Here is a 25616-nt window from a genome sequence, read left to right as displayed (position 1 = left end):
GGCGCGCGGCCGGCCTCAGCTGCCGCTGCCGTAGACGTAGGGCTTCTGGGGCACGCGGGCCTGCTTCCACTCGCCGATCGCGTCGCGGTCGAGGTGCTTGTCCCACCAGATGGCGCGGCCGGCGCGCTGCTGGGCCTCGAGTTCGGGCCGCTCGGCCTTGAGCTGCTCGATGAACTGCGTGACGTCCGACTGGTAGTCGGCACGGCGGAAGATGCGAAGCAACTTGGAGGACATAGACTCGTTCGGTGGACGCTCGATTTTACAGGGGGTGGCGCATGGGGCTCGTCGGTGGTCTGCTGGCCGGCCTGGCCGCGCTGGTCGGTTGCGACTCACGCAGGATCGCCGAACTCGAGGAGGGCGTGGCCACCGAGGCCGACGTCCGCGCCCGGTTCGGCCAGCCCGAGAAGGTCTGGGACGAGCCCGGCGGCGCCCACACGCTGGAATACAACCGCAACCCGGCCGGCCACCGCAACTACATGGTCACCATCGGCCCCGACGGCCGCATGTCGGCGCTGCGCCAGGTGCTCACCCCCGAGACCTTCGCCCGGGTGCAGCCCGGCCTGCCGCTGGAGCAGGTGCGCCGCATGCTGGGCAAGCCGGCGCGGCAGCTGCAGTTGCCGCTCAAGCGCGAGCAGGCCTGGGACTGGCGCTGGCTGGAGCCGCCCAACACCTCGATGGTGTTCACCGTCTGGTTCGACGCCGACCAGCGCGTCGTGCGCACTGCCACCGGCCGCGACCCCGACGACCCCGACCTCGGCAAGGGCAGCAAGTAGGCGCCGGCCAGGGGCGGCAGCGGCTGCCGTGCTTCAGCCGCCGATGAGCAACCAACCCCAGCGGCCCACCCGCGGCGGGCGGCCTGGATGTCCGCCACGGCAATGCCTGCGCAGCCGGCCGGCGGAGCAGCGCAGGCTGCGGGAGGACACACGGGAACGGCGGCGCGACATGACGACAAAAGGCTGCAAGCGGATGAGCCCCGATTCTATGGATGAGGTCCTGGCTCAGCCGCACGGTGTTGTAAGCGGCCGTTGCGGCGGCCCCTCTTCCGAGCACAGCGGGCCGGCGGCGTCAACCGAGACTGTCCCGAGGTGGGCGCCGGGCGGCGCTGGTTGAATGGACCCGTCGCGCGGGCCCCGCACCGCGGCGGCTCGCAGGCATCGAACCAAGCCGCTGCGGCGGCACAGGAGACATCCATGAAGCTGCTGTTCAAACCCGCTTTGGCCGCCGGCGCGCGCCGGCTGCTCGCGGCCACCGCCCTGGCCATGGCCGCCGGCGCGGTCCACGCACAGACCGTCACCATCAACGTGGTCGACGTGGGCGGGGCCCTGGCGCTGCTGCAGGACGCGATCGAGGGCTACACGGCCAAGAACCCGAACGTGCGCTTCGCCTTCACCAAGGCGCCGGCGCCGGAGCTGCCCGGCAAGATCAAGGCCATGCAGGGCGCCAACCGGGTCGACATCGACATGGTCCTGGGCGGCACCGACATCCTGTCGGCCGGCGTCGAGCAGGGCCTGTGGCTCAAGGTGCTGCCCGACCATGCGGCCAAGTTCCCCAAGCTGATGGACAACTACCTGCCGCAGGCGCGCAAGATGCAGGAACTGGCCAAGGACCAGGCGCTGGCGGTGGTGTTCATGACCGGCGGACCGTTGCTCGAGTACAACCCCGACAAGGTCAAGCAGGTGCCCACCACGCCGCAGGAACTGCTGGCCTGGTGCAAGGCCAACCCGAACAAGCTGATCTACGCCCGGCCGGCCAACTCGGGCCCGGGCCGCACCTTCCTCATGGGACTGCCCTACCTGCTGGGCGACAAGGACCCCAAGGACCCGGTCAACGGCTGGGCCAAGACCTGGGCCTACCTGAAGGACCTGAACACCTGCATCGAGTACTACCCGGGCGGCACCGGCGCGGTGATGCGCGAGCTGGGCGAGGGCTCGCGCGACATGACCGTCAGCGTCACCGGCTGGGACATCAACCCGCGCGCCCTGGGCGTGGTGCCCAAGAACTACAAGATCGCCGCCTTCAAGGACTTCACCTGGGTCAACGACACCCAGTACATGATGGTTCCCAAGGGCATGCCGGCGGCCAAGCAGGCCATCGTGCTGGACCTCATGGCCTTCCTGCTGCAGCCGCCGCAGCAGGCGCTGACCTGGGACAAGGGCTACTTCTACCCCGGCCCGGCGGTCGCCAACGTGCCGCTGACGATGGCGCCCAAGGAGAGCCAGGACGTGATCAAGGAATTCGGCCGGGCCGAATACGCCGACTGGATCGCCAGCCGACCGCACGTGCAGCCGCTCGACTCGCAGGCGCTGGTCAAGGCGTTCCGCAAGTGGGACGAGGAAGTCGGCGGGCAGAAGCTGCGCTGACGTGCGCAACGACTTCGGCAGCCTGCGGCTCGACGGCGTCACCCGCAGGTTCGGCGGCCCGCACGGGTCCGCCACGGCGCTCGACGGCCTGAGCCTGGAGGTGCGGCGCGGCGAGTTCATCGCCCTGCTGGGGCCTTCGGGCTGCGGCAAGTCCACCGCCCTCAACTGCATCGCCGGCCTGCTGCCCCTGTCGCAGGGGCAGATCTTCCTGGACGAGCAGCGCGTCGACCAGCTGCCGCCGGAGCGGCGCGGCTTCGGCATGGTGTTCCAGAACTACGCGCTGTTCCCGCACATGACGGTGGCGCGCAACGTCGGCTTCGGCCTGCTGATGCGCAAGGTGCCGCGCGCCGAGCTCGACCGCCGGGTGGCGCGCGCGCTGGCGCTGGTGCAACTGAGCGACCACGCCCGCAAGCTGCCCGGCCAGCTGTCGGGCGGCCAGCAGCAGCGCGTGGCCATCGCCCGCGCCATCGTCATCGAGCCGCCGCTGGTACTGATGGACGAGCCGCTGTCCAACCTCGATGCCAAGCTGCGGCTGGAGATGCGCACCGAGATCCGCCGCATCCATGGCGAGCTCGGCCGCACCACGATCTACGTGACGCACGACCAGGACGAGGCGCTGTCGCTGGCCGACCGCATCGTCGTCATGAAGGACGGCCGGGTGCAGCAGGTCGGCACGCCGGCCACGGTGTACGCCCAGCCCGAGAGCCTGGCCGTGGCCCGTTTCATGGGCTACCGCAACGAGCTGCCGCTGGAGGCGACCGTCGACGGTGCCACCCTGCGGCTGGCGGGGCCCGGCATCGCGATGGCGCGCCCGCTGGCGGGCACCGTCGCCACCGGCCCGGTCGTGGCCGCCATCCGGCCGGACGACCTGCGCTTCGCCGACGCGGCCACGGCGGGCGACGCCCGCCTCGAGGCCACGGTGGAAGGCGTGGAGTACTACGGCAAGGAGAGCCTGTTCATGCTGCGCACCGACGGCGGCGTGTCGCTGTTCGCGCGCACCGTCGGCCGCGCCCGGGCCGGCGACCGCGTGGTGGTGGCGGCGCCGCCCGACCGGGTGCTGGTGTTCCCGCGCGAGGCCGCCGCATGACGGGCGAACCGGCCCGTGGCAGCTCGGCGCTGCGCGACCCCGCGTTCTGGATGGCGCTGCCGGCCACCCTGTTCGTGGTCGCGGTGTTCGTCTATCCCTTCCTCAGCGGGCTGGTGCTGTCGTTCACGCCCGAGGGCAAGGACACCTTCGCCAACTACCTGGAGTTCTGGAACAAGCCGACCCTGTGGAACACCATCGCCACCACGCTGAAGCTGGCCCTGCCGGCCACGCTGATCAACGTGGGGCTGGCGATCCCGGTGGCCTACCGGCTGCGCAACCGCAGCCCGTTCCAGAAGGTGGCCACCACCCTGGTCACGGTGCCGCTGACGCTGGGCACGGTGCTGATCGCCGAGGGCATGCTCACCTACTTCGGCCCGCGCGGCTGGTTCTCGCAGGCGGTGCAGGCGCTCGCCCTGTGGGACGGCCCGGTGCGCCTGACCCACAACTACTGGGGCGTGCTGATCTCGCTGGTGATCTCGGGCTTCCCGTTCGCCTTCCTGCTCACGCTGTCGTACATCACCGGCATCGACCCCGCGCTGGCCCGCGCCGCCGCCACGCTGGGCGCTCCGCCCTGGCAGCAGTTCCGGCACGTCATCTTCCCGCTGCTGCTCAGCGGCCTGGCGATGACCTTCTGCCTGGCCTTCGTGCAGGCCTTCTCGGTCTTCCCGTCGGCCGTGCTGCTGGGCGCACCGGCCGGGCCGACCCGCGTGATCTCCATCGCCGCCTACGAGGCGGCGTTCGAGGCCTACGACTACTCGCTGGCCTCGGCCATCGCCATGGTCATGGGCGTGGTGCAGCTGGCCGTGGTGGCGCTGGTGCTGGCATCGCGCAACTTCCTGTACCGCGGCCCGGCCGGCGGGGGCAAGGGCTGACCATGGCAGGCGCCCCCGACCGTCGCATCGCCGGCAGCTGGGGCGGCCGCTGCTGGAACGCCGTGGTCGTGGCCGTGATGGCCTTCTTCCTGCTGAACGTCGCCATGATGGTGCTGGCGGTCGCCGTGAACTCGTTCGCGCAGCGCTGGTTCGGCACCGTGCTCCCCGAGCACTTCACCACCCAGTGGTACGCGGCGGCCTGGAAGGAGTTCCAGCTGTCGCAGGTGCTGCTGGTGACGGTGGAGGTGGTGGCCGCGGTGGTGGGGCTGTCCGTCCTGCTCGGCGTGCCGGCCGCGTACGCCCTGGCACGGCGCGACTTCCGCGGCAAGCGCGTGCTCATGACCCTGTTCCTGCTGCCGATGCTGGTTCCGCCCATCACCTACGGCATCCCGCTGGCGACGGTGTTCTACCAGCTGCACCTGGCCGGCACGCTGTGGGGCGTGATCCTGGCCAACCTGCTGCCGGCGCTGCCGTTCGTGATCCTGGTGATGACGCCCTTCATCGAGCAGATCGACATCAACCTGGAGTCGGCGGCGCGGGTGTTCGGCGCCCGCACCTGGCAGGTGTTCCTGCACGTGCTGGTGCCGCTGCTGGTGCCGGGCATCCTGGCGGCGTCGCTGCTGGTGCTGGTGCGCACGGTGGCGATGTTCGAGCTCACCTTCCTGACCGCCGGCGCCGATTCGCAGACGCTGGTGGTGGCGCTGTACTACGCCGTGTTCGCGGCCGGCGTGCGCGCGCCGCAGTCGGTGGACGCCATGGCCATCGTGTACATGGGCGTCACGCTGGTCTGGCTGCTGATCGCGATGCGCTTCGTCAGCCCGACCCAGCTGGTGTCGCGCGTCAAGGAGCAGCCGGCGCACGCCTGAGCGTCGCCGCCGCCCTTCAGCGCACCCGCATGCCGGGCTGTGCGCCGGTGCCGGGCTCCAGCACGTAGATGCCGGGCTGCGCCTTTTCGTCGCCGTGGCTGGCGGCCAGCACCATGCCTTCGCTGAGGCCGAACTTCATCTTGCGCGGCGCCAGGTTGGCCACCAGCACCGTCAGCTTGCCCACCAGCTGCTCGGGCCGGTAGGCCGAGGCGATGCCGGAGAACACGGTGCGCTGCCGGCCTTCGCCCGCGTCCAGCGTCAGGCGCAGCAGCTTCTTCGAGCCCTCGACCGGCTCGCACTGCACGATCTTCGCGATGCGCAGGTCGATCTTGGCGAAGTCGTCGATCGTGATCTCGGGGGCGAGGGCCTCGCCGCCAGGCAGGCCGTCACCGCCCGCTGCGGCTGCGGCCGCGGGCTGCACAGCGGGCTGGGCCGCGGCCGCGGCGGCCTCGGCCGGCACCTCGAACAGCGCGTCCAGCTGCTTGGCGTCGACCCGCTGCATCAGGTGCTGGTACTGGCCCACCACGTGGCCGGCGCCCAGCGGCGTGGCGGCGTTCGACCAGTCGAGCGGCGCGCAGCGCAGGAAGGCTTCGGCCTGCTCGGCCAGGAGCGGCAGCACGGGCTTGAGGCAGGCGGTCATGACCTTGAAGGCCTCCAGGCACTCCGAGCAAACCAGCGCCGCCTCCTCCGGCTTGCCTTCCTTGACCAGCTTCCAGGGCGCGGCGCCGTCGAAGCGCTCGTTCACGGCGTCGGCGTACGCCATGATCTCGCGCAGCGCCTTGCCGTACTCGCGGCCCTCGTACAGGTTGCGCACCTCGTCGACCAGGCGGATGGAGCGGCTCTCCTCGGCGCTGAACGAGCCCACCAGCTGGCCGCCGGGCACGAACTTCACCGCCCGGCTGGCGATGTTGACGAACTTGCCCACCAGGTCGCTGTTGACCCGGGCCATGAAGTCCTCGGGGTTGAAATCGATGTCCTCGTTGCGCCCGGTGAGCTTGGCGGCCAGGTAGTAGCGCAGCCACTCCGAATTCATGCCCAGCGACAGGTACTTGAGCGGGTCGAGCCCGGTGCCGCGGCTCTTGCTCATCTTCTCGCCGTTGTTGACGGTGAGGAAGCCGTGCACGAACACCTTGCCGGGCACCTTGCGGCCGCTGAAGTGCAGCATCGCCGGCCAGAACAGGGTGTGGAAGGTGATGATGTCCTTGCCGATGAAGTGCACCTGCTCCACCGCCGGGTCGGCGATGAAGTCCTCGTAGCTGCGCGGCTCGCCGCCCGCCCGGGCGCCGCCCTTGTCGAAGTAGTTCTTCAGCGAGGCCAGGTAGCCCACCGGCGCGTCGAGCCAGACGTAGAAGTACTTGCCCGGGGCGTCCGGGATCGGGATGCCGAAGTAGGGCGCGTCGCGGCTGATGTCCCAGTCGCCCAGCGCCGTGGCACCGGTCTCGTCCGGCCGCAGCCACTCGCTGATCTTGTTCAGCACCTCGGGCTGCACCGCACCGCTGGTCGTCCACTGGGTGAGGAAGCGCAGGCAGCGCGGGTCGGACAGGCGGAAGAAGAAATGCTCCGAGCTGCGCAGCACCGGCTTGGCGCCCGACAGCGTCGAATACGGGTTGATCAGGTCGGTGGGGCTGTAGACCTTGCTGCACACCTCGCAGTTGTCGCCGTACTGGTCCTGCGCGTGGCAGTTGGGGCACTCGCCCTTGATGAACCGGTCGGGCAGGAACATGTTCTTCTCGGGGTCGAAGAACTGCTCGATGGTGCGGCTGGCAATGAGGCCGTTGGCCTTGAGGTCGCGGTAGATCTGTTGCGCCAGCTCGGTGTTCTCGGCGCTGTCGGTCGAGTGCCAGTTGTCGAAGCGGATGTGGAAGCCGTCGAGGTAGGCCTTGCGGCCGGCGGCGATGGCGGCCACGAATGCCTGCGGCGTCTGGCCGGCCTTCTCGGCCGCGATCATGATCGGCGCCCCGTGCGCGTCGTCGGCGCCGACGAAATGCACCTTGTGCCCGCCCATGCGCTGGTGCCGCACCCAGACGTCGGCCTGGATGTATTCCATGATGTGGCCGATGTGGAACTTGCCGTTGGCGTACGGCAGGGCGGTGGTCACGAAGAGGTGGCGCTGGGAGGACATGAGGGTTTCCGCGGAGAGCCGGCGATTTTAGGCGGCGCGAAGGGGCTCTCGCCGCGTGGGTAAACTGGCCGCTCCCCCACGCGTCCCCTTCCATGGCAACCCCCGACCAGCTTCTCGCCGCGCTTGCGGCCGTCCAGGACCCCAACACGGGCCAGGACTTCGTGTCCACGAAAGCCCTGAAGAACCTGCAGGTCCAGGGCGGCGACGTCTCGTTCGACGTCGAGCTCGGCTACCCGGCCCGGTCGCAGGTGCCGGCGCTGCGACAGGCCCTGGTGGCCGCCGCCCGGGGCGTGCCCGGCGTGACCGCGGTCACCGCCAACATCGTGACCCGGGTCATCCCGCATGCCGTGCAGCGCGGCGTGCAGCTGATGCCCAACGTGAAGAACATCATCGCCGTGGCATCCGGCAAGGGCGGCGTCGGCAAGAGCACCACGGCCGTCAACCTGGCGCTGGCGCTGGCCGCCGAGGGCGCGTCGGTCGGTCTGCTCGATGCCGACATCTACGGCCCCAGCCAGCCCATGATGATGGGCATCGACGGCCGCCCCGACAGCTCGGACGGCAAGACCATGGACCCGCTGGAGAACTACGGCGTGCAAGTCATGTCGATCGGCTTCCTGGTCAACCCCGACGAGGCCATGATCTGGCGCGGCCCCATGGCCACCCAGGCGCTCGAGCAGCTGCTGCGCCAGACCAACTGGCGCGAACTCGACTACCTGGTGGTCGACCTGCCGCCCGGTACCGGCGACATCCAGCTCACCCTGTCGCAGCGCGTGCCCATGACCGGCGCGATCGTCGTCACCACCCCGCAGGACATCGCGCTGCTGGACGCCCGCAAGGCGGTGGCCATGTTCGAGAAGGTGGGCGTGCCCATCCTCGGCCTGGTCGAGAACATGGCGGTGCACGTGTGCAGCAACTGCGGCCACGTCGAGCACATCTTCGGCGAGGACGGCGGCAAGCGCTACGCCGCCGACCGCGGCCTCGACTACCTGGGCGCGCTGCCGCTGGACATGGCCATCCGCCTGCATGCCGACAACGGCAAGCCCACCGTGGTGGCCGACCCCGACGGCCCGGTGGCCGGCATCTACCGGGACGTGGCGCGCCGGGTCGCGGTGCGCGTGGCGAGCAAGGCCAAGGATTTCTCGGCCAAGTTCCCGACCATCACCGTCTCCAAGACCACCTGATTCCGGCCATGGACCCGCGCCCCAGCCTGCAGGTCGACGTGGTGATGCGCCGCGAGCGCATCGACAACCCCTGGCAGACCTGGCGCTGGGTGCTGCACGACGTGGTGCTGCACGAGCCGGCGTTCGGCACCGAGCCGCGCCGCATCGGGACCGACGAGCACGAGGAGCGCTGGCTCCACCCCGGCTACACCGTCGAGCTGTGGCGCGACGACGCCGAGGGCTACTACCTCAACGCCACCACGCCGGCCCCGTGCTGGTTCGTGCTGTGGCGCATGGAAGAGACCGCGAGCCTGGCAGACGAACCGATCGCCCGGCCCGAGATGGTGACGCTCAGCTACCACGACGCCGGTCGCTGGCTCGACGCGCAGGAGACGGTGGAACAGGTGCCGGCCCCGCCCGAGGTGGTCGCCTGGATGCGCGCCTTCGCCGATGCGCACTACGTGCCCGAGCCCAAGCAGCGCAAGCGGCCGGAGAGCTTCCGGCCGCTGCAGGACCGGTTCGGCAATCCGGCCAGCGTGTCCACCGACGGCAAGCGCCGCGGCGGCGGAGGCGGCGGTGGCTGACGGTTTCCTGGGCCGCTGGTCGCGCCGCAAGCTCGACGCGAAGGATGGCAAGCCGCTGGACGAGCCGGCCGTCGTCGCCCCACCGGCGGCCGTTGCGCCGGTGTTGCCGGCCGTGCAGCCAGACGTCGATCCGGACGGGGTCGCGCTGGCGGCCGGGCAGCAGGCGCCGGTCGCGCCGCCGGCCGCCGAGCCGGAACCGCCGCCGCCGACGCTGGAGGATGTGCAGGCCCTCACGCCCGAGTCGGATTTCCGCCGCTTCGTCGGCCGCGACGTGGCGCCGGACGTGAAGAACGCGGCCGTCAAGAAGCTGTTCGCCGACCCGCGCTACAACATCCAGGACGGGCTGGACGTCTACATCGACGACTACAGCAAGCCCGATCCGATTCCCGAGTCCATGCTGCGCAGCCTGGCCAGCGCGAAGTTCCTGGGGCTTTTCCGTGAAGAAGAGCGCGAAGACGCCGCTCCCGGTGGCGCAACAAGGGAAGGTGCGGAGGAGTTGCCGGCCGATTCCGTGGCACAGTCGGGCGCCGCGGATCCGACCCCGCTGATTGCGCCGACCGCGCCGCTTGCCGACCATGCCGACCCTGATCTGCGACTGCAACAAGACCATGCCGCTCCAGGCGAAGAGCCTGGGCACGGCACTGGGTGAGTCGCTGACGCTGCATTCCAGCCTGTGCCGGCGCGAGGCCGGCGCCTTCCAGCAGGCCGTGCGCGGCAGCGGCGACGTCGTCGTCGCCTGCACCCAGGAAAAGCGCCTGTTCGCCGAGGTCGGCCGCCAGACCGAAGGCGCCGTGGCGCCGGTGCACTTCGTCAACATCCGCGAGACCGGCGGCTGGAGCCGCGACGCGGCGCAGGCCATGCCCAAGATCGCGGCGCTGCTGGCCGCGGCCCACCTGCCCGAGCCCGAGCCGGTGCCCACCGTCACCTACCGCAGCGCCGGCCGCCTGCTGGTCATCGGTCCGGTCCAGCAGGCCGAGAAGGTCGCCACGCTGGTCGGCGACGCGCTGGAGGTCACGGCCTTCGCCCAGGGCGGCGCCGGCGCTCAGGAACGCACGATCCCGGTGCTGGCCGGCCGCATCGACCGGCTCGCCGGCTGGCTGGGCGCGTTCGAGCTCGCCTGGACCGCCACCAACCCGATCGACCTCGACCTGTGCACCCGCTGCAACGCCTGCATCGCGGTCTGCCCCGAGGGCGCCATCGGGCTCGATTACCAGATCGACCTGGCGCGCTGCACCGGCCACCGCGCCTGCGTGAAAGCCTGCGACGCTGCCGGTGCCATCGATTTCTCGCGCAGCGCCTCCGGGCAGGCCGACACCTTCGACCTGGTGCTGGACCTGCGCGCCGAGCCGGCGTTCGCGCAGCACGCGCCGCCGCAGGGCTACTTCCACCTGCCGGCGCCCGACGCCCTGGCCGGCGAGGCGGGCCTGCGCACCGTGCTGCGGCTGCGCGAGCTGGTGGGCGAGTTCGAGAAGCCCAAGTTCTTCACCTACAAGCAGAAGCTGTGCGCGCACAGCCGCAACGAGCAGGTGGGCTGCAAGGCCTGCGTCGACATCTGCTCGGCCGCCGCCATCCGCAGCGAGCCCTCGCGCCAGCAGATCGTCGTCAACCCCAACCTGTGCGTGGGCTGCGGCGCCTGCACGACGGTGTGCCCGACCGGTGCGCTGGGCTACGCGTACCCGCGCACCGGCGAGCAGGGCCTGCAGCTGCGCACGCTGCTGGCCACCTACACGGCGGCCGGTGGCCGCGATGCGACCCTGCTGTTCCACTCGCAGGAGCAGGGCACGCGGCTGGTCGAGGACCTGGGCCGCGCGGCGCGCCTGCGCCAGGCGCAGGGCGTGCCCGCGAACGTGATCCCGGTCGCCCTGTGGCACACCGCCAGCACCGGGCTGGACCTGTGGCTGTCGGCCATCGCCTTCGGCGCGCGCCAGGTGGTGGTGCTGGTCACGGGCGACGAGGCGCCGCAGTACGTGCAGGGCCTGCGGAAGCAGATGGCCGTCGGCCAGACGATCCTGCGCGGCCTGGGCTACGCCGGCACCCACTTCGAGCTGCTGCAGGCGACGTCGGTCGCGGCGCTCGACGGCGGGCTGCAGTCGCTGGCCGGCACGCGCCAGCAGGGCCCGAAGGAAGCGGCCCGCTACGCCGTCGCCGCCGAGAAGCGCGCCACGCTGGAACTCGCGCTCGACCACCTGGTCGCGCAGGCAGCGGCGCTGCCCGAGGCGATCGAGCTGCCCGCCGCCGGCGCGCCGTTCGGCACCATCGCGGTCGACAAGGAGCGCTGCACGCTGTGCATGAGCTGCGTCAGCGCCTGCCCGGCAAGCGCCCTGCAGGACAACCCGCAGCTGCCGCAGCTGCGCTTCATCGAGAAGAACTGCGTCCAGTGCGGGCTGTGCGCGACCACCTGCCCCGAGGACGCCATCACCCTGCAGCCGCGCCTGCTGCTCGGGCCGGCACGGCGCGAGGCCCGGGTGCTGAACGAGACCCGCCCGTACGCCTGCGTGCGCTGCGGCAAGCCCTTCGGCACGCTCAAGGCCATCGAGGCCATGCTGGGCAAGCTGTCCGGCCATTCCATGTTCCAGGGTGCCGCGCTGGAGCGCCTGAAGATGTGCGGCGACTGCCGCGTCATCGACATCTATTCGTCCGAGCGCGAACAGAAGATCACCGATGTCTGAACTCCTGTCCGGCTCGTCCGCCCTCGACGAGGAAACGGCGCGTGCCGAGGTCTACGGTCTGCTCGCGCAATTGTTCTATGCACCGCCGCCGCCGGCGCTGCTGGGCGCGCTGCGGGTGGCGGTCACCGAGGCGCCGGCGGCCGGCGGCTTCCTCGAGGAACCCTGGCGCGCCGTCGTCGGCCTGGCGCGCGAGATGGGCGACGCCGAGATCGCGGCCGAACACGATGCGCTGTTCGGCGGCGTCGGCAAGCCCGAGCTCTACCTGTTCGGCTCGCACTACCTCACCGGATTCCTGAACGAGCGCCCGGTCGCCCGGCTGCGCGACGACCTGGCCGCGCTGGGCCTGGCGCGCGACGAGGCCATGTCCGAGACCGAGGACCACCTGGCCTACCTGTGCGAGGTGATGCGCTACCTGATCGCCGGCGACGACGTCGCGGTGTCCAACCTCACCCGCCAGGCGCAGTTCTACGCCGCCCACCTGCAGCCCTGGGTGCAGGCGATGTGCGAGGCCGTGGCCGCGCATCCGCGCGCGCGCTTCTATGCCGCGCTGGCCGGATTCGCGCAGGCCTTCTTCAGCGTCGAGCAGCAGGGTTTCGACCTGCTCGACTGAGCTAGTCGGCTAGGGATTTTCCCGGAGGGGTGCGCACCTCCGCGAGGCGTTTTCACTCTAATCCCTCTCTGACGAACGCCTGACGGGCCCCGGTGTCGGTTCTGTCGCAGATGGTTTCCCCTCTACCCAAAACCGTGCATGTGGCTATGCTCAGCGTTGCATAGCATGTCTACACAGTCGTAGTACAGGAGACCGCATGTCCAGACCTGCCAACACGGGGGCGCCAGTCGTTCCCTCCTCTGACAGCAAGCTGTCCCGGCGCACCCTGTTTGCAGGCGCCGGCACCGTGGGAGCCCTCGCGGCCGCGGTCAGCCTGGTGCCCGGTGCACAGGAAGCGGTCGAATCCGCGTCGGTGCCCGCCAAGCCCGCACCAGAACGGGGCGGCGGCTACGTGCTCTCCGAGCACGTCAAGCGCTACTACAAGACCACCCGTCTCTAACTCCGTTGCCGGAGGCCAATCCATGTTGCTGACGAAGAAAACGGCCGGCCAGGCCGCCTCGCACGCGCGCGCCGAAGGGCGCTCGCCGTTCATCCACAGCCTGCAGCGCGGCCTGTCGCACGCGCTGCCCACCATGGACCGGCGCTCCTTCCTGCGCCGCTCGGGCCTGGGCGTCGGGGTCGGCATCGCCGCCGGCAGCCTGACCCTGGTGAAGAAGGCGCAGGCCGCCGGCAACGGCGAGGCCGCCGTCGGCAAGGGCAAGATCGAGGTCAAGCGCACCGTCTGCGGCCACTGCTCGGTGGGCTGCGCGGTCGACGCCGTCGTCGAGAACGGCGTCTGGGTGCGCCAGGAGCCGGTGTTCGACTCGCCGCTGAACCTGGGTGCGCACTGCGCCAAGGGTGCCGCGCTGCGCGAGCACGGCCACGGCGAGTACCGCCTGCGCTACCCGATGAAGCTGGTCGACGGCAAGTACCAGCGCATCAGCTGGGACCAGGCGCTGGACGAGATCAGCGCCAAGGTGCTGGAGCTGCGCAAGGCGAGCGGACCGGAGGCCCTGTACTGGGTCGGCTCGTCCAAGCACAACAACGAGCAGTCGTACCTGATGCGCAAGTTCGTCAGCCTGTGGGGCAGCAACAACTGCGACCACCAGGCGCGCATCTGCCACTCGACCACGGTGGCCGGCGTGGCCAACACGTGGGGCTACGGCGCCATGACCAACTCGTACAACGACATGCAGAACAGCAAGTGCGCGTTGTACATCGGCTCCAACGCCGCCGAGGCGCACCCGGTCAGCATGCTGCACATGCTCCACGCCAAGGAGAGCGGCTGCAAGATGATCGTGGTGGACCCGCGCTTCACCCGCACGGCCGCCAAGGCCGACGAGTACGTGCGCATCCGCTCCGGCACCGACATCCCGTTCCTGTTCGGGATGCTGTACCACATCTTCAAGAACGGCTGGGAAGACAAGAAGTACATCAACGACCGCGTCTTCGGCATGGAGGACGTCAAGAAGGAGGTCATGGCCAAGTGGACTCCCGACAAGGTCGAGGAGGCCTGCGGCGTGCCCGAGGCGCAGATGGCCAAGGTCGCCGAGATGATGGCCCTGAACCGCCCGTCCACCCTGGTGTGGTGCATGGGCCAGACCCAGCACAGCATCGGCAACGCCATGGTGCGCGCCTCCTGCATCGTGCAGCTGGCGCTGGGCAACGTGGGTGTCTCCGGCGGCGGCGCCAACATCTTCCGCGGCCATGACAACGTGCAGGGCGCCACCGACATCGGACCCAACCCCGATTCGCTGCCCGGCTACTACGGCATCGTCGAGGGCTCCTGGCGCCACTTCGCCAAGGCCTGGGGCGTCGACTACGACTGGATCAAGGGCCGCTTCGCCAACGTCGGGATGATGAGCAAGCCCGGCATCACGGTCTCGCGCTGGATCGACGGCGTGCTCGAGAAGAACGAGCTGATCGACCAGGACCCCAACCTGCGCGGCGTGGTGTTCTGGGGCCATGCGCCCAACTCGCAGACCCGCGGCCTGGAAATGAAGCGGGCCATGGACAAGCTGGACCTGCTGGTGGTGGTCGATCCCTACCCGTCGGCCACCGCCGCCATGGCAGCGATGCCAGGGCGGCCCGAGGACGCCAACCCCAAGCGCGCGGTGTACCTGCTGCCGGCGGCCACCCAGTTCGAGACCAGCGGGTCGGTCACGGCCTCCAACCGCTCGTTGCAGTGGCGCGAGAAGGTGATCGAGCCGCTCTGGGAGAGCCGCAGCGACCACATGATCATGTACCAGCTGGCCGAGAAACTCGGCTTCGGCAAGGAACTGGTCAAGAACTACAAGATGCAGAAGGTCAAGGGCATGGACGAGCCCGTGCCCGAGGACATCCTGCGCGAGATCAACAAGTGCGTCTGGACCATCGGCTACACGGGCCAGAGCCCCGAGCGGCTGAAGGCGCACATGCGCAGCATGCACATGTTCGACGTCAAGACGCTCAAGGCCAAGGGCAGCTACGTCGACCAGGCGACCGGCTACAACATCGAGGGCGACTACTTCGGCCTGCCGTGGCCGTGCTTCGGCACCCCGGAGCTCAAGCACCCCGGCTCGGCCAACCTGTACGACACCACCCGCCACGTGATGGACGGCGGCGGCAACTTCCGCGCCAACTTCGGCGTCGAGCGCAACGGCGTCAACCTGCTGGCCGAGGACGGCTCGCACTCCAAGGGCGCCGACATCACCACCGGCTACCCCGAGTTCGACCACTTGCTGCTCAAGAAGCTGGGCTGGTGGGACGAGCTCACCGACGCCGAGAAGGCGCTGGCCGAGGGCAAGAACTGGAAGACCGACAACTCGGGCGGCATCATCCGCGTGGCCATGAAGAACCATGGCTGCCACGTGTTCGGCAACGCCAAGGCGCGCGCCGTGGTCTGGAACTTCCCGGACGCCATCCCGCAGCACCGCGAGCCGATCTACAGCACGCGCCCCGACCTGGTGGCCAAGTACCCGACGCACGACGACAAGAAGGCGTTCTGGCGCCTGCCCACCCTCTACAAGACGGTGCAGGAGAAGAACATCGCCGACAAGGTGGCCGACAAGTTCCCGCTCATCCTGTCGTCCGGCCGCCTGGTCGAGTACGAGGGCGGCGGCGAGGAGACCCGCTCCAACCCCTGGCTGGCCGAACTGCAGCAGGAGGCGTTCGTCGAGATCAACCCGAAGGCGGCCGGCGCCCGCGGCATCCGCAACGGCGACCGCGTGTGGCTGCTCAGCCCGACCGGCGCGCGCCTGAACGTGCAGGCCCTGGTGACCGAACGGGTGGGGCCCGACACGGTGTGGATGCCGTTCCACTTCTCCGGCCGCTGGCAGGGCGCCGACATGCTGGCGTACTACCCGAACGGGGCCGCACCGGTGGTGCGCGGCGAGGCGGTCAACACCGCCACGACCTACGGCTATGACAGTGTGACGATGATGCAGGAGACCAAGACCACGATCTGCAACATCGAGCGCGTGGCCTGACGAGGGGACTGACATGGCAAGAATGAAATTCATCTGCGACGCCGAGCGCTGCATCGAGTGCAACGGCTGCGTCACCGCCTGCAAGAACGAGCACGAGGTGCCCTGGGGCGTGAACCGCCGCCGGGTCGTCACCCTCAACGACGGCGTGCCCGGCGAGCGCTCGATCTCGGTGGCCTGCATGCACTGCTCGGACGCGCCCTGCATGGCGGTTTGCCCCGTCAACTGCTTCTACCGCACCGACGAGGGCGTGGTGCTGCACGACAAGGACGTCTGCATCGGCTGCGGCTACTGCAGCTACGCCTGCCCGTTCGGCGCGCCGCAGTTCCCGGCCTCGGGCACGTTCGGCGTGCGCGGCAAGATGGACAAGTGCACCTTCTGCGCCGGCGGCCCCGAGGCCAACGGCACGCAGGCCGAGTTCGAGAAGTACGGCCGCAACCGGCTGGCCGAGGGCAAGCTGCCCGCCTGCGCCGAGATGTGCTCGACCAAGGCGCTGCTGGCCGGCGACGGCGACGTGGTGGCCGACATCTTCCGCAACCGCGTGGTCAAGCGCGGCAAGGGCGCCGAGGTCTGGGGCTGGGGCACCGCCTACGGTTCGCAGCAGGCCGGCAAGCCCGCCAACGGGACCAAGTCATGATGCGCGCGCTCCTCGTCACCACCGCCGTCCTGCTGCTGGCCGCCTGCGGCGAGAAGCCGCAGGTCGCCGCCACCGGACGCACCGACGCCACCCCTTACCAGGGCACCGGCGTGGCCGGGTTCACGGCCGGCAACTGGAAGGCCGGCGACAAGGCCGCCTGGGAGCAGCAGCTCAAGACCCGTACGCAGGGGCAGAACGACTATGTCAAGGTCAACTAGCGTCCGCTGCTGGATCGCCGGCGCCGCGCTCGCGGCGGCCGCCTGTGGCGCCGCGGCGCAGGACAAGCCTGCCGCTGCACCGGCCGCCCCGGCGGCCGCCACGGCCCCCCCGGCGGCCGCCACGGCCCCCGCCGCCACCCCGGGCAACGCCGGCGCGGCCGGCGTCCAGGGCCAGAACATCTTCGAGGTCAAGCCGGAGGCCAGCGCCGACCCGAACTACCTGAAGCAGGACAACGGCCAGCGCGCCAAGGTGCAGCCGATGAACAACGCGCCCATGTGGCGCGCCGTCGGCTCGGGCGCCGAGGGCTACAGCAGCCTGCCCAAGGCCACCGCGCCGGAAGCCGGCGTGCTGGTGCAGCCGGCCGTCACCTACCCGGGTTCGCGCCACACCACGGCCGGCGAGGCCTGGCGCCAGGTGCGCAACAACTGGCTCATCCCCTACGGCGGCGCGCTGCTGCTGATCGTGCTGGGCGCCATCGCGCTGTTCTACTTCGCGCGCGGCCCCATCGAGCAGCATGGCCCCGACACCGGCCGCAAGATCGAACGCTTCACGCCGTTCGAGCGCTCGGCGCACTGGGCCAACGCCATCGCGTTCTGCATTCTGGCCATCTCCGGGCTGGTGATGGCCTTCGGCAAGTTCATCCTGCAGCCGGTGATCGGCACCACGCTGTTCGGCTGGCTGACCTACCTGCTCAAGACCCTGCACAACTTCGTCGGCCCGCTGTTCATCGTCTCGCTGGTGATCATCTTCATCACCTTCCTGCGCGACAACTGGCCGCAGAAGGGCGACCTGCACTGGATCCTGCGGGCCGGCGGCCTGTTCAGCAAGCACGGCGGCGAGCCGGCCTCGAACCGCTTCAATGCCGGCGAGAAGGTGGTGTTCTGGATCGGCGTGTTCCTGCTGGGCATCGTGGTGGCCAGCTCGGGCGTGGTGCTCGACAAGCTGGTGCCCGACCTGGTGTACGACCGCCAGACCATGCAGATCGCGCACATGGTGCATGCGGTGGGCACGGTCCTGATGATGGTCGTGTTCATGGGCCACATCTACATCGGCACCCTCGGCATGCGCGGCGCCTACAAGGCCATGCGCGAGGGCTACGTCGACGAGACCTGGGCCCGCGAGCACCACCAGTACTGGTACGACGACATCGCCGCCGGCAAGATCCCGGCCCAGCGCAGCACGCCGCCCGACGCGCCGCTCTCGGCCGAGCCGGTCCGCACCGCCTGATCCACGAGACACTGCCATGAGCCGCACGGCCGTTCCGAAGGCTCATAGCACCGCCGCCCGCAGGGCAGAGGTTATCCAATGAGCAAACGCACCCTCTTCGTCCTCGTAGCCGCCGCCGCCGTCGGTGGTTCCGCCCTCGCCAAGCTGCCGGCCCCGGCCCAGGACGACGCCGCCAAGGCCAAGGCCGCCGAGACCGCCGCCAAGACGGCCTGGCAAGGCAAGGTCGACGCCTACCAGCTGTGCAAGGCGCAGGACAAGGTGGCCGCCAGGTTTGGCGGCAAGGGCGCCATGAAGCCGGTCGCGATGCAGACTGCCGCCGCGGCTCCGGCTGCAGCGGCTGCTCCGGCGGCGGCCAAGGCGTCGGCGCCGGCCGCGGCTGCGTCCGGGTCGGCGCCCACCACCCCGGTGGCCTCCGTGCCGCCGACGCCCTGCGCCGACCCCGGCCCGTTCGCCTTCAACGCGCCCGAGCAGAAGCCGCTGGAGACCTCCGGTGCGCATTCGCCGGCCGGCAACGCCGCCAGCCCGCCCAGCGTGCGCCAGGATTCGGCCACCATGGCGCCGGCGGGCAAGAAGCCCTGAGCGCGCCCGCCCCGGGCCCGCGCGCCTAGACTGCGGGCATGCTGCCCCGCCTCACCCAGGCCCGCGCGCCGCTCACCCACGAGATCGAGGCCGTCGACGAGCACGGCCAGCCGCAGCGCGTGGCCATGCCGGCCGAGCGCGACCTCACCGTCTACGTCGACCGGCGCGAGCTGGTCACGCTCATGACGCTGGGCGCCCAGCCGGAGTGGCTGGTGCTCGGCTACCTGCGCAACCAGCGTCTGGTGCGTTCGGTCGACGAGATCGAATCGGTCACGGTCGACTGGGAGGTGTCCAGCGCCGCGGTGAAGACCCGCTCCGGCATCGACTGCATCGAGGAGCGCACCGCCCGACGTGTGGTCACCACCGGCTGCGGCCAGGGCAGCGTGTTCGGCGCCCTGATGGACGAGGTGGGCTCGCTGCAGTTGCCGGACGCCGTGCTGCCGCAGGCGTCGCTGTACGGCATCGTCGACGCCATCCGCCACCAGGAGTCCACCTACAAGTCGGCCGGCTCGGTGCACGCCTGCGCGCTGTTCCGCGGCGCGCAGCTGCTGCTGTTCGTCGAGGACGTCGGGCGCCACAACGCCATCGACACCATCGCCGGCTGGATGTGGATGCAGGGCCTGGCGGCGGCCGACGCCGCGCCCGACGCGCCCTACGTGTTCTACACGACCGGCCGGCTCACCAGCGAGATGGTGATCAAGTCGGCGCAGATGGGCGTGGCCATCGTCGTCTCGCGCAGCGGCATGACGCAGATGGGCCAGTCCATCGCGGCCCAGCTCGGCCTGTGCGCCATCGGCCGCGCGCTCAACAAGCGCTTCCTCTGCTACAGCGGCCGCGAGCGCGTGCGCTGGCAGCCCGGGCTGGCCGGCTGATCGATTCGGGGCGCCGGCGCTTCAGCCCGGTGCGCCGGCCGACATGGTCCAGCGCGTGTTCGGCCGCGAGCGGTACTTGCGGCGCGACAGCCGCCAGTCCTCGTAGTCGGTCGTGACCTGCGCCACCACCAGCGGCAGCGAGCCCTGCAGCAGGATGGAGATGCGCGGCAGCCGCAGCGGGTCGTCGTCGCGGCGCGCGCGCGAGCTGACGATGGTGGTCGCCGTGGTGTAGCCGGCCGCGCGCGCCATCTCCGCGTGCTCGGGCCGGTGGCCACCGTAGGGGTAGCAGAAGCTGCGCACCTCGCTGTCGAGCATGCGTTCCAGGTCCTGCCTGGAACCCGCGATCTCCTCGCGCGCCGTCTCTTCATCGCAACGCGACAGGTCGACATGGTGGCGCGTGTGGGCACCGATCTCCATGCCGGCCTGCAGCCAGGCCTTCATGTGCGCCACGTCCATCAGCTTGGCCGCCGGAGCGCCGACCGGGTGGTCCCAGACATTGGAGCCGCCGGGCTGGCTGCTGACGATGTAGGCGGTGGCGGTGAAGCCCAGCTCGCGCAGCACCGGCAACGCGTGCTCGAAGTTGTTGAGGTAGCCGTCGTCGAGCGTGATGCCGAACACCTTGCCATGCCGCTCGCCCTGCAAGTAGGGTTGGAGGTCGCGCATCGACAGCCCGGTCCAGCCCAACCGCCGCAAGGTGCGCAGCTGCAGCGCGAAGCGCCACGGGGGCAGGAACAGCGAGCGCACCGGCGTGCCGCGCCGCGGCGGTTGAGCTGTCTGGTGGTACGAGAGGATGGCGATCGGTCGGGCACGCGGGAACATGGGGCGCATCTTCCCGCGACTGCCGAGGTTGCCTGTAGGCCGGCGCCCTGTGGCGCTGTAGTCCCGGCCAAGGTAGTCCGTCCGGGCCACTGAGCCCCACAAGCGTGAGCTAGACGGGCAACATGCCATGTGACAAGACGCTAGCAAGGCAAGTCATGCAGTGTGATGGAGTGGAAGTCTGGACCGCGCGACCCGAGGCACTCGGTGCCGCGGCCTGCGGCGAACTCGAAGGCCTGCTGGACCTGGAGGAGCGCATGCGCTGTGCGAGCCTGCGCTTCCCGGCCGACCAGCGCGCCTACGTTGCGGCCCACGCGCTGCGTCGCATGGCCCTGGGGCTGGCGCTCGGGGTCGATGCCGGTGACCTGCGCTTCGGCACCAATCGCCACGGCTGCCCGTTGCTGCTCGGACATCCCGACGCACCCGCCTTCAGCCTGACGCGCAGCCGCGGCCTCGTGGCCTTCGCGATGAACGGCGCCGGGCGCGTGGGCATCGACGTCGAGCCGATCGACGAGCGCTCCGATGGTGCACTGCTGGAGCCGTTCTATGTGCCGTCCCCCGAGGTCCAGGACTTCCATCTCCAGTGGACCGCGCTGGAGGCGTACTGGAAGGCGCGTGGCCTGGGCCTGGCGGACGACAACCCGCGCATCGCCCTGCGTCCGCTCGATGGCGAATCGCTCTACGAGGTGGTGGAAGGCGACACGCGCCGCGCCACCGGCATGGTGGTGATCCGGTTGCAGGCACCGGCGGGGCACGTGCTCAGCCTCGCCTGCGAAGCGCCGGCCACCGTGCGCATGGTCGAACTCGATGGACTCGCGGCCGCACCCGGCTGCGGCCACCTGGCGCCTCCCGCGCATGGCGCGCTGCTTGCCGAGGCAGTGCAGGCATGCGACGGGAACGGCAAAACAACACTCTGAAGGTAAGGCAAGCATGGCAACGACAACATCGGTGTTCATCGGAGACGGCAGCCTGCTGGTGCAGTGCGCCGAGGCCTATCGCCAGGCCGGCCACACGATCGAGGCAGTCGTGTCGGCCCATGGCGCCAACCTGGACTGGGCCGCGGCCCAGGGACTGCGCGCGGTGCGCATGGAGGGCGACTGGGCGTCGCAGCTGGACGGACTGTCGTTCGACTACCTGTTCAGCGTCGCCAACCTCAAGATGCTGCCGGCCGCCGTGCTGGCCCGCGCCGGCAAGCTCGCGATCAACTTCCATGACGGCCTGCTGCCCCGCTATGCCGGGCTGAACGCCACCGCCTGGGCCCTGATGGCGCAGGAGCCGGTGCACGGCGTTACCTGGCACGAGATGACCGAGCGCGCCGATGCGGGCCGCATCGTGCGCCAGGCATCGTTCGAGGTCTCGCCCGAGGAGACGGCGCTGAGCATCAACGCCAAGTGTTACGAGGCGGGGCTGGCCAGCTTCGCGCAGATCGCGCAGGACCTGGCGGCCGGCGAGCTGGTGCTGTCGCCGCAGCGGGGCGAGCGCAGCTACTTCGGCCGCCACCGGCGTCCGGCCGCCCTCGGCACGCTGGACTTCACGCGCCCTGCGCGCGAACTGGCCGCGCTGGTGCGCGCACTGGACTTCGGCCAGTACGCGAACCCGCTCGGCCGCGCCAAGATCGTCGCCGGCGACGAGGTGGTGCTGGTGCGCACGGCGTCGGTCGTCGACGCCGACAGCGGGGCCGCGCCGGGCACCGTGCTCGGGATCGAGGGCGACACGGTGCGGGTCGCGGCCGGCGGCGGTGAACTGCGGCTGGGCGGCTGCACCTGCATCCAGGGCGTGCCGGGCGTGGTGGGCCTGCAGCCGGGCCTGGTGCTGTCGGTTCCCGCCAGCGCCGCCTGCACGCGCCTGGCCGAGCGCCTGGAAGCCATCGGGCGCGGCGAGCAGCACTGGCGGCAGGCGCTCCACGCGGTGGCCCCGGTCGAACTGCCATACCCGCGCCGGCAGGCCGCGGCCGCGGCGCCGCTGCGGCAGGGCGTCGGCGTGGCTGCGCACGGCAGCACCACGGTGGCCGCGGTGCTGGCCTGGCTGGCCATGCTCACCGGCCAGGAGCAGGTCTCTGTGCTGTACACCGATGCGACGCTCGGCGAGCAGGCGCGCGACCTGCGCGCCTGGCTCACGCCCTGGGTCCCGCTCACCCTGGCGCTGCCCGCCGGCGCGACCACCGTCGCCACCGCCGGCGCCGCGGAGCAGCAGCTGGCCGCGATGCGCGCCGCCGGCCCGATGACGCGCGACCTGCCCCTGCGCCTGGGCGAGCACCGGCCGTCGCCGCTGCCGGCGCTGTCCAAGGTGGCGCTGGCCCTCACGGCCGCCGAGCTGCCACCCGGTGGCGAGCTGCTCGTCGCCGTCGATGCCGCCGGCCGGCTCGAACTGGTGGCCGACCCGGCCGTGTTCGCGCCCGAGACCGTGCTGGCCATGGCCAGCCAGCTGGGCGCCTGGCTGCAGGGGTTCGCCGGAACCACCGGCGCGCTGCGCGAGGTCCCGACGCTGCCGGCGGCCGAGGTCGATGCGATCGCGCGGCTGAACGACACGACGCTGCCCTTCGACGCCGACAGCTGCGCGCAGCAGGCCATCGCCGCCCAGGTCGAGCGCACGCCGGAGCAGGTCGCCGTCACCGATGGCGGCGAGAGCCTGAGCTACCGCGAACTGGATGCCCAGTCCACCGCGCTGGCGCAGCGCCTGGTGGCGCGCGGCGTGCAGCCGGGCGCGGTGGTCGGCCTGTGCCTGCCGCGCACGCCGGCGCTGCTGGTCGCCGTGCTGGGCGTGTGGAAGGCCGGCGCCGCCTACCTGCCGCTGGATCCCGAGTACCCGCGCGACCGGTTGCAGTTCATGGTGGAGGACAGCCAGGCGCCGCTGGTGCTGGCCAGCGCTGCCACCGCCGCCGCGCTCGACATCGACCCCGCCAGGCTGCTGCGGCTGGAGCAGGCCCTGCAGCAGCCGCTGGCCGAGGCGCCCGCGCTGCCGTCGCCCGACGCGGGCCGCGCCGCCTACGTCATCTACACCTCCGGCTCCACCGGCCAGCCCAAGGGCGTGGTGGTCTCGCAGCGCAACGTGATGAACTTCTTCGCCGGCATGGACCAGCGCGTGCCGCACCCGGCCGGCAGCCGCTGGCTGGCCGTGACCAGCCTGTCGTTCGACATCTCGGTGCTGGAGCTGTACTGGACCCTGGCGCGCGGCATCACCGTGGTGCTGCACTCCGATGCGCCGGCGCAGGCCGCGACAGCGCCCGAGTTCAGCCTGTTCTACTTCGCCAGCGACGACTCCAAGGATCCGCGCGAGCACTACCGCCTGCTGATGGAGGGCGCGAAGTTCGCCGACCGCGAGGGCTTCACTGCGGTGTGGACGCCCGAGCGCCACTTCCACGCGTTCGGCGGCCTCTATCCCAACCCGGTGGTCACCAGCGCCGCCGTGGCCGGCATCACCTCGCGCGTGCAGATCCGCGCCGGCAGCTGCGTGCTGCCGCTGCACCACCCGGTACGGGTGGCCGAGGACTGGGCCTTCGTCGACAACATCTCCAACGGCCGCATCGGCATCTCCTTCGCGTCCGGCTGGCAGCCCAACGACTTCATCCTGATGCCCGAGGCGTTCGCCAAGCGCCAGGACGAAATGATCGCGCGCATGGACGTGGTGCGCCGGCTCTGGAAGGGCGAGGCGGTGGGCTTCCCCGGCCCCAACGGCAACCTGGTGGAGACCCGCACGCTGCCGCGGCCGGTGCAGCAGGAGATCCCGGTGTGGATCACCGCGGCCGGCAACCCCAAGACCTTCGAGCAGGCCGGCACCCTGGGCTGCCGGCTGCTGACGCACCTGCTCGGCCAGAAGGTCGAGGACGTGGCCGAGAAGCTGCGCCTGTACCGCGCCGCCTGGCAGGCGGCCGGCCACCCCGGCACCGGCCACGTCACGCTGATGCTGCACACCTTCATCGGTGCCGACGAGGCCTCCACGCGCGAGGCCGCGCGCGGCCCGATGAAGAAGTACCTGCGCAGCTCGGTCGACCTGATCAAGAAGGCGGCCTGGTCGTTCCCCACCTTCGTCGAGCGCGGCGCCGCCAGCGGCAAGAGCCCGCAGGAGATCATGGAATCGGCGCCGCTGTCCGAGGCCGAGATGGACGCGCTGCTGGACCACGCGTTCGAGCGCTACTACGGCACCAGCGCCCTGATCGGCACGCCGCAGCGCTGCCTGGAACTGGTGGACAAGGTGCAGGCGGCCGGCGTCGACGAGATCGCCTGCCTGATCGACTTCGGCATCGCGCCGGACACCGTGCTGGAGCACCTGCAGGACATCAAGGCGCTGATGGAGGCGGCCCGGGCGCCGCGCGCGTCGACCCGCCGCGTGTCGGTGGCCGACAACGTGCTGCAGCACGGCGTCACCCACCTGCAGTGCACGCCCTCGATGGCGGCGATGCTGCTGGCCGACGCCACCGGGCGCACGGCGCTGGCGCGCCTGCAGGCGCTGATGGTGGGCGGCGAGGCGCTGCCGCTGGAGATGGCGGCGCAGCTGCGCGCGCTGGTGCCGGGCGCGTTGCTCAACATGTACGGCCCGACCGAGACCACGGTCTGGTCGACCACCTGCAGGCTGGATCGCATCGACGGGCTGGTGCCGCTGGGCGAGCCGATCGCCAACACCCGGCTGGCCATCCGCACGCCCTGGGGCGCGGACTGCCCGGCGCTGGTACCCGGCGAGCTGCTGATCGGCGGCGACGGCGTGACCGACGGCTACCTGCACCGCCCCGAGCTGAACGCCGAGCGCTTCGTGCGCGATGCGGCCGGCGAGCGCTGGTACCGCACCGGCGACCTGGTGCGGCGGCTGGCCGACGGCACGCTGGAGTTCCTCGGCCGCATCGACCACCAGGTCAAGCTGCGCGGCCACCGCATCGAGCTGGGCGAGATCGAGAGCGTGCTGCTGCGGCAGGACGGCGTGAAGCAGGCCGTGGTGGTGGCGCGCGACGACGCCACGGGCGACCGGTTCCTGGCCGCCTACGTGACGGCCAGGCCGCACGCGGCGCTCGACGCCGCCCGGCTGCGCGAGGCGGTCGCCCAGGTGCTGCCCGAGATCATGGTGCCGCGCATCGTGGTGCCGCTGCCGGCGCTGCCCATGACCCCCAACGGCAAGGTCGACCGCAAGCAGCTGCCCGATCCGCGCATCGCGGCCGCGCCGCGGGCCGCCAGTGCACCGGAGACCGGCATGGAGACGGCCATCGCCGCGATCTGGAAGGAGGTGCTGGGACTGGAGTCGGTCGGCACCACCGAGAACTTCTTCGACCTCGGCGGCCACTCGCTGCTGGTGGTCCAGGTGCAGCGGCGGGTCAAGGACGCCATCGGCCGCGAGGTGTCCATCACCGACATGTTCCGGCTGCCCACCATCCGGGCGCTGGCTTCGCACCTGGCGGGCTCGGGCAGCGCGGCGGTGACCGCGGTGAGCGAAGGGCAGAGCCGGGCGCAGGCGCGGCGGATGCTGCGCACGCGCAACCTGCAGACCCCGACGCCGGTGTGATGGGAG

The 25616-nt window shown here is 70.8% G+C and carries 22 protein-coding genes; 19 read left to right on the top strand and 3 right to left on the bottom strand.

Annotated elements, in window-relative coordinates; all coding sequences use genetic code 11:
- Window positions 1–15 precede the first annotated feature (15 nt).
- Complete coding sequence (locus tag GON04_RS09555) at window positions 16–234, bottom strand: DUF3460 family protein (RefSeq protein ID WP_157397665.1); 219 nt, start codon at window positions 232–234, stop codon at window positions 16–18.
- A 41-nt stretch (window positions 235–275) separates the two neighbouring features.
- Between GON04_RS09555 and GON04_RS09550 the strand changes: the two genes are divergently transcribed.
- The 5 genes from GON04_RS09550 (at window position 276) to GON04_RS09530 (ending at window position 5185) form a co-directional block, all read left to right on the top strand.
- Window positions 276–773: an outer membrane protein assembly factor BamE gene (locus GON04_RS09550; RefSeq protein ID WP_157397664.1), complete on the top strand. Its 498-nt coding sequence runs from the start codon at window positions 276–278 to the stop codon at window positions 771–773.
- 417 nt (window positions 774–1190) lie between these two features.
- Window positions 1191–2360, top strand: a complete 1170-nt coding sequence (locus GON04_RS09545) for an extracellular solute-binding protein (protein ID WP_157397663.1) — start codon at window positions 1191–1193, stop codon at window positions 2358–2360.
- Between the two features lies 1 nt (window position 2361).
- The gene (locus GON04_RS09540) at window positions 2362–3447 is read left to right on the top strand and encodes an ATP-binding cassette domain-containing protein (protein ID WP_181653971.1); all 1086 of its coding nucleotides are present in this window, start codon (window positions 2362–2364) and stop codon (window positions 3445–3447) included.
- On the top strand, window positions 3444–4319 hold the full coding sequence (locus tag GON04_RS09535; protein ID WP_157397662.1) for an ABC transporter permease: 876 nt from the start codon (window positions 3444–3446) through the stop codon (window positions 4317–4319). The genes GON04_RS09540 and GON04_RS09535 overlap by 4 nt, the downstream gene beginning before the upstream one ends.
- Before the next feature lie 2 nt (window positions 4320–4321).
- A complete protein-coding gene (locus tag GON04_RS09530) occupies window positions 4322–5185 on the top strand; it encodes an ABC transporter permease (protein WP_157397661.1) in 864 nt (287 codons plus the stop codon).
- Between the two features lie 16 nt (window positions 5186–5201).
- On the opposite strand, the gene metG is transcribed toward GON04_RS09530, so the two are convergent.
- The gene (gene metG, locus GON04_RS09525) at window positions 5202–7307 is read right to left on the bottom strand and encodes a methionine--tRNA ligase (protein WP_157397660.1); all 2106 of its coding nucleotides are present in this window, start codon (window positions 7305–7307) and stop codon (window positions 5202–5204) included.
- Between the two features lie 92 nt (window positions 7308–7399).
- On the opposite strand from metG, the gene apbC reads away from it, so the two are divergent.
- The 12 genes from apbC to GON04_RS09465 all read left to right on the top strand — a co-directional run bounded on the left by apbC (window position 7400) and on the right by GON04_RS09465 (window position 19307).
- Complete coding sequence (gene apbC, locus GON04_RS09520; protein ID WP_157397659.1) at window positions 7400–8488, top strand: iron-sulfur cluster carrier protein ApbC; 1089 nt, start codon at window positions 7400–7402, stop codon at window positions 8486–8488.
- An 8-nt stretch (window positions 8489–8496) separates the two neighbouring features.
- Window positions 8497–9051 (top strand): DUF3305 domain-containing protein, encoded by a 555-nt coding sequence (locus GON04_RS09515; RefSeq protein ID WP_157397658.1) that lies wholly within the window; start codon window positions 8497–8499, stop codon window positions 9049–9051.
- Complete coding sequence (locus tag GON04_RS09510) at window positions 9044–9700, top strand: DUF3306 domain-containing protein (RefSeq protein WP_181653970.1); 657 nt, start codon at window positions 9044–9046, stop codon at window positions 9698–9700. Before GON04_RS09515 ends, GON04_RS09510 begins: the two co-directional genes overlap by 8 nt.
- Window positions 9627–11720 carry a 4Fe-4S binding protein gene (locus GON04_RS09505; RefSeq protein ID WP_157397657.1) on the top strand — a complete coding sequence of 698 codons (2094 nt, stop codon included), beginning with the start codon at window positions 9627–9629 and terminating at the stop codon, window positions 11718–11720. Before GON04_RS09510 ends, GON04_RS09505 begins: the two co-directional genes overlap by 74 nt.
- Window positions 11713–12330 carry a TorD/DmsD family molecular chaperone gene (locus GON04_RS09500; protein ID WP_157397656.1) on the top strand — a complete coding sequence of 206 codons (618 nt, stop codon included), beginning with the start codon at window positions 11713–11715 and terminating at the stop codon, window positions 12328–12330. Before GON04_RS09505 ends, GON04_RS09500 begins: the two co-directional genes overlap by 8 nt.
- Window positions 12331–12526: 196 nt before the next feature.
- A complete protein-coding gene (locus GON04_RS09495; protein ID WP_157397655.1) occupies window positions 12527–12769 on the top strand; it encodes a formate dehydrogenase in 243 nt (80 codons plus the stop codon).
- A 22-nt stretch (window positions 12770–12791) separates the two neighbouring features.
- Window positions 12792–15776, top strand: coding sequence for a formate dehydrogenase subunit alpha (locus GON04_RS09490; protein WP_157397654.1), 2985 nt, complete (start codon window positions 12792–12794; stop codon window positions 15774–15776).
- A 13-nt stretch (window positions 15777–15789) separates the two neighbouring features.
- Complete coding sequence (gene fdh3B / locus GON04_RS09485; protein WP_157397653.1) at window positions 15790–16410, top strand: formate dehydrogenase FDH3 subunit beta; 621 nt, start codon at window positions 15790–15792, stop codon at window positions 16408–16410.
- Window positions 16410–16628, top strand: coding sequence for a hypothetical protein (locus GON04_RS09480; RefSeq protein ID WP_420821527.1), 219 nt, complete (start codon window positions 16410–16412; stop codon window positions 16626–16628). The genes fdh3B and GON04_RS09480 overlap by 1 nt, the downstream gene beginning before the upstream one ends.
- Window positions 16612–17856: a formate dehydrogenase subunit gamma gene (locus GON04_RS09475; RefSeq protein ID WP_157397651.1), complete on the top strand. Its 1245-nt coding sequence runs from the start codon at window positions 16612–16614 to the stop codon at window positions 17854–17856. The genes GON04_RS09480 and GON04_RS09475 overlap by 17 nt, the downstream gene beginning before the upstream one ends.
- A 78-nt stretch (window positions 17857–17934) precedes the next feature.
- On the top strand, window positions 17935–18435 hold the full coding sequence (locus tag GON04_RS09470; protein WP_157397650.1) for a hypothetical protein: 501 nt from the start codon (window positions 17935–17937) through the stop codon (window positions 18433–18435).
- A 38-nt stretch (window positions 18436–18473) separates the two neighbouring features.
- Window positions 18474–19307: a formate dehydrogenase accessory sulfurtransferase FdhD gene (locus GON04_RS09465; protein ID WP_157397649.1), complete on the top strand. Its 834-nt coding sequence runs from the start codon at window positions 18474–18476 to the stop codon at window positions 19305–19307.
- A 21-nt stretch (window positions 19308–19328) separates the two neighbouring features.
- Here the strand turns inward: GON04_RS09465 and GON04_RS09460 are convergent, their stop codons facing one another.
- A complete protein-coding gene (locus GON04_RS09460) occupies window positions 19329–20126 on the bottom strand; it encodes a polysaccharide deacetylase family protein (RefSeq protein ID WP_157397648.1) in 798 nt (265 codons plus the stop codon).
- A 170-nt stretch (window positions 20127–20296) separates the two neighbouring features.
- Between GON04_RS09460 and GON04_RS09455 the strand changes: the two genes are divergently transcribed.
- Together GON04_RS09455 and GON04_RS09450 are read left to right on the top strand one after the other, a co-directional pair.
- Window positions 20297–21040: a 4'-phosphopantetheinyl transferase family protein gene (locus GON04_RS09455; RefSeq protein WP_157397647.1), complete on the top strand. Its 744-nt coding sequence runs from the start codon at window positions 20297–20299 to the stop codon at window positions 21038–21040.
- Window positions 21041–21053: 13 nt separating this feature from the next.
- Window positions 21054–25610 (top strand): MupA/Atu3671 family FMN-dependent luciferase-like monooxygenase, encoded by a 4557-nt coding sequence (locus GON04_RS09450; RefSeq protein ID WP_181653969.1) that lies wholly within the window; start codon window positions 21054–21056, stop codon window positions 25608–25610.
- Window positions 25611–25616 lie beyond the last annotated feature (6 nt).

The sequence above is a fragment of the Ramlibacter pinisoli genome (assembly GCF_009758015.1).
GTDB lineage: Bacteria > Pseudomonadota > Gammaproteobacteria > Burkholderiales > Burkholderiaceae_C > Ramlibacter > Ramlibacter pinisoli.
The sequence above is the reverse complement of the archived record's forward strand: the minus strand, read 5'-3'. Positions and strand labels throughout refer to the sequence as shown.

What these genes read in the sequence shown, in the direction of transcription:
- GON04_RS09555 (WP_157397665.1), bottom strand. Translation starts at nt 234, where the DNA reads ATGTCCTCCAAGTTGCTTCGCATCTTCCGCCGTGCCGACTACCAGTCG.
- GON04_RS09550 (WP_157397664.1), top strand. Translation starts at nt 276, where the DNA reads ATGGGGCTCGTCGGTGGTCTGCTGGCCGGCCTGGCCGCGCTGGTCGGT.
- GON04_RS09545 (WP_157397663.1), top strand. Translation starts at nt 1,191, where the DNA reads ATGAAGCTGCTGTTCAAACCCGCTTTGGCCGCCGGCGCGCGCCGGCTG.
- GON04_RS09535 (WP_157397662.1), top strand. Translation starts at nt 3,444, where the DNA reads ATGACGGGCGAACCGGCCCGTGGCAGCTCGGCGCTGCGCGACCCCGCG.
- GON04_RS09530 (WP_157397661.1), top strand. Translation starts at nt 4,322, where the DNA reads ATGGCAGGCGCCCCCGACCGTCGCATCGCCGGCAGCTGGGGCGGCCGC.
- metG (WP_157397660.1), bottom strand. Translation starts at nt 7,307, where the DNA reads ATGTCCTCCCAGCGCCACCTCTTCGTGACCACCGCCCTGCCGTACGCC.
- apbC (WP_157397659.1), top strand. Translation starts at nt 7,400, where the DNA reads ATGGCAACCCCCGACCAGCTTCTCGCCGCGCTTGCGGCCGTCCAGGAC.
- GON04_RS09515 (WP_157397658.1), top strand. Translation starts at nt 8,497, where the DNA reads ATGGACCCGCGCCCCAGCCTGCAGGTCGACGTGGTGATGCGCCGCGAG.
- GON04_RS09505 (WP_157397657.1), top strand. Translation starts at nt 9,627, where the DNA reads ATGCCGACCCTGATCTGCGACTGCAACAAGACCATGCCGCTCCAGGCG.
- GON04_RS09500 (WP_157397656.1), top strand. Translation starts at nt 11,713, where the DNA reads ATGTCTGAACTCCTGTCCGGCTCGTCCGCCCTCGACGAGGAAACGGCG.
- GON04_RS09495 (WP_157397655.1), top strand. Translation starts at nt 12,527, where the DNA reads ATGTCCAGACCTGCCAACACGGGGGCGCCAGTCGTTCCCTCCTCTGAC.
- GON04_RS09490 (WP_157397654.1), top strand. Translation starts at nt 12,792, where the DNA reads ATGTTGCTGACGAAGAAAACGGCCGGCCAGGCCGCCTCGCACGCGCGC.
- fdh3B (WP_157397653.1), top strand. Translation starts at nt 15,790, where the DNA reads ATGGCAAGAATGAAATTCATCTGCGACGCCGAGCGCTGCATCGAGTGC.
- GON04_RS09480 (WP_420821527.1), top strand. Translation starts at nt 16,410, where the DNA reads ATGCGCGCGCTCCTCGTCACCACCGCCGTCCTGCTGCTGGCCGCCTGC.
- GON04_RS09475 (WP_157397651.1), top strand. Translation starts at nt 16,612, where the DNA reads ATGTCAAGGTCAACTAGCGTCCGCTGCTGGATCGCCGGCGCCGCGCTC.
- GON04_RS09470 (WP_157397650.1), top strand. Translation starts at nt 17,935, where the DNA reads ATGAGCAAACGCACCCTCTTCGTCCTCGTAGCCGCCGCCGCCGTCGGT.
- GON04_RS09465 (WP_157397649.1), top strand. Translation starts at nt 18,474, where the DNA reads ATGCTGCCCCGCCTCACCCAGGCCCGCGCGCCGCTCACCCACGAGATC.
- GON04_RS09460 (WP_157397648.1), bottom strand. Translation starts at nt 20,126, where the DNA reads ATGTTCCCGCGTGCCCGACCGATCGCCATCCTCTCGTACCACCAGACA.
- GON04_RS09450 (WP_181653969.1), top strand. Translation starts at nt 21,054, where the DNA reads ATGGCAACGACAACATCGGTGTTCATCGGAGACGGCAGCCTGCTGGTG.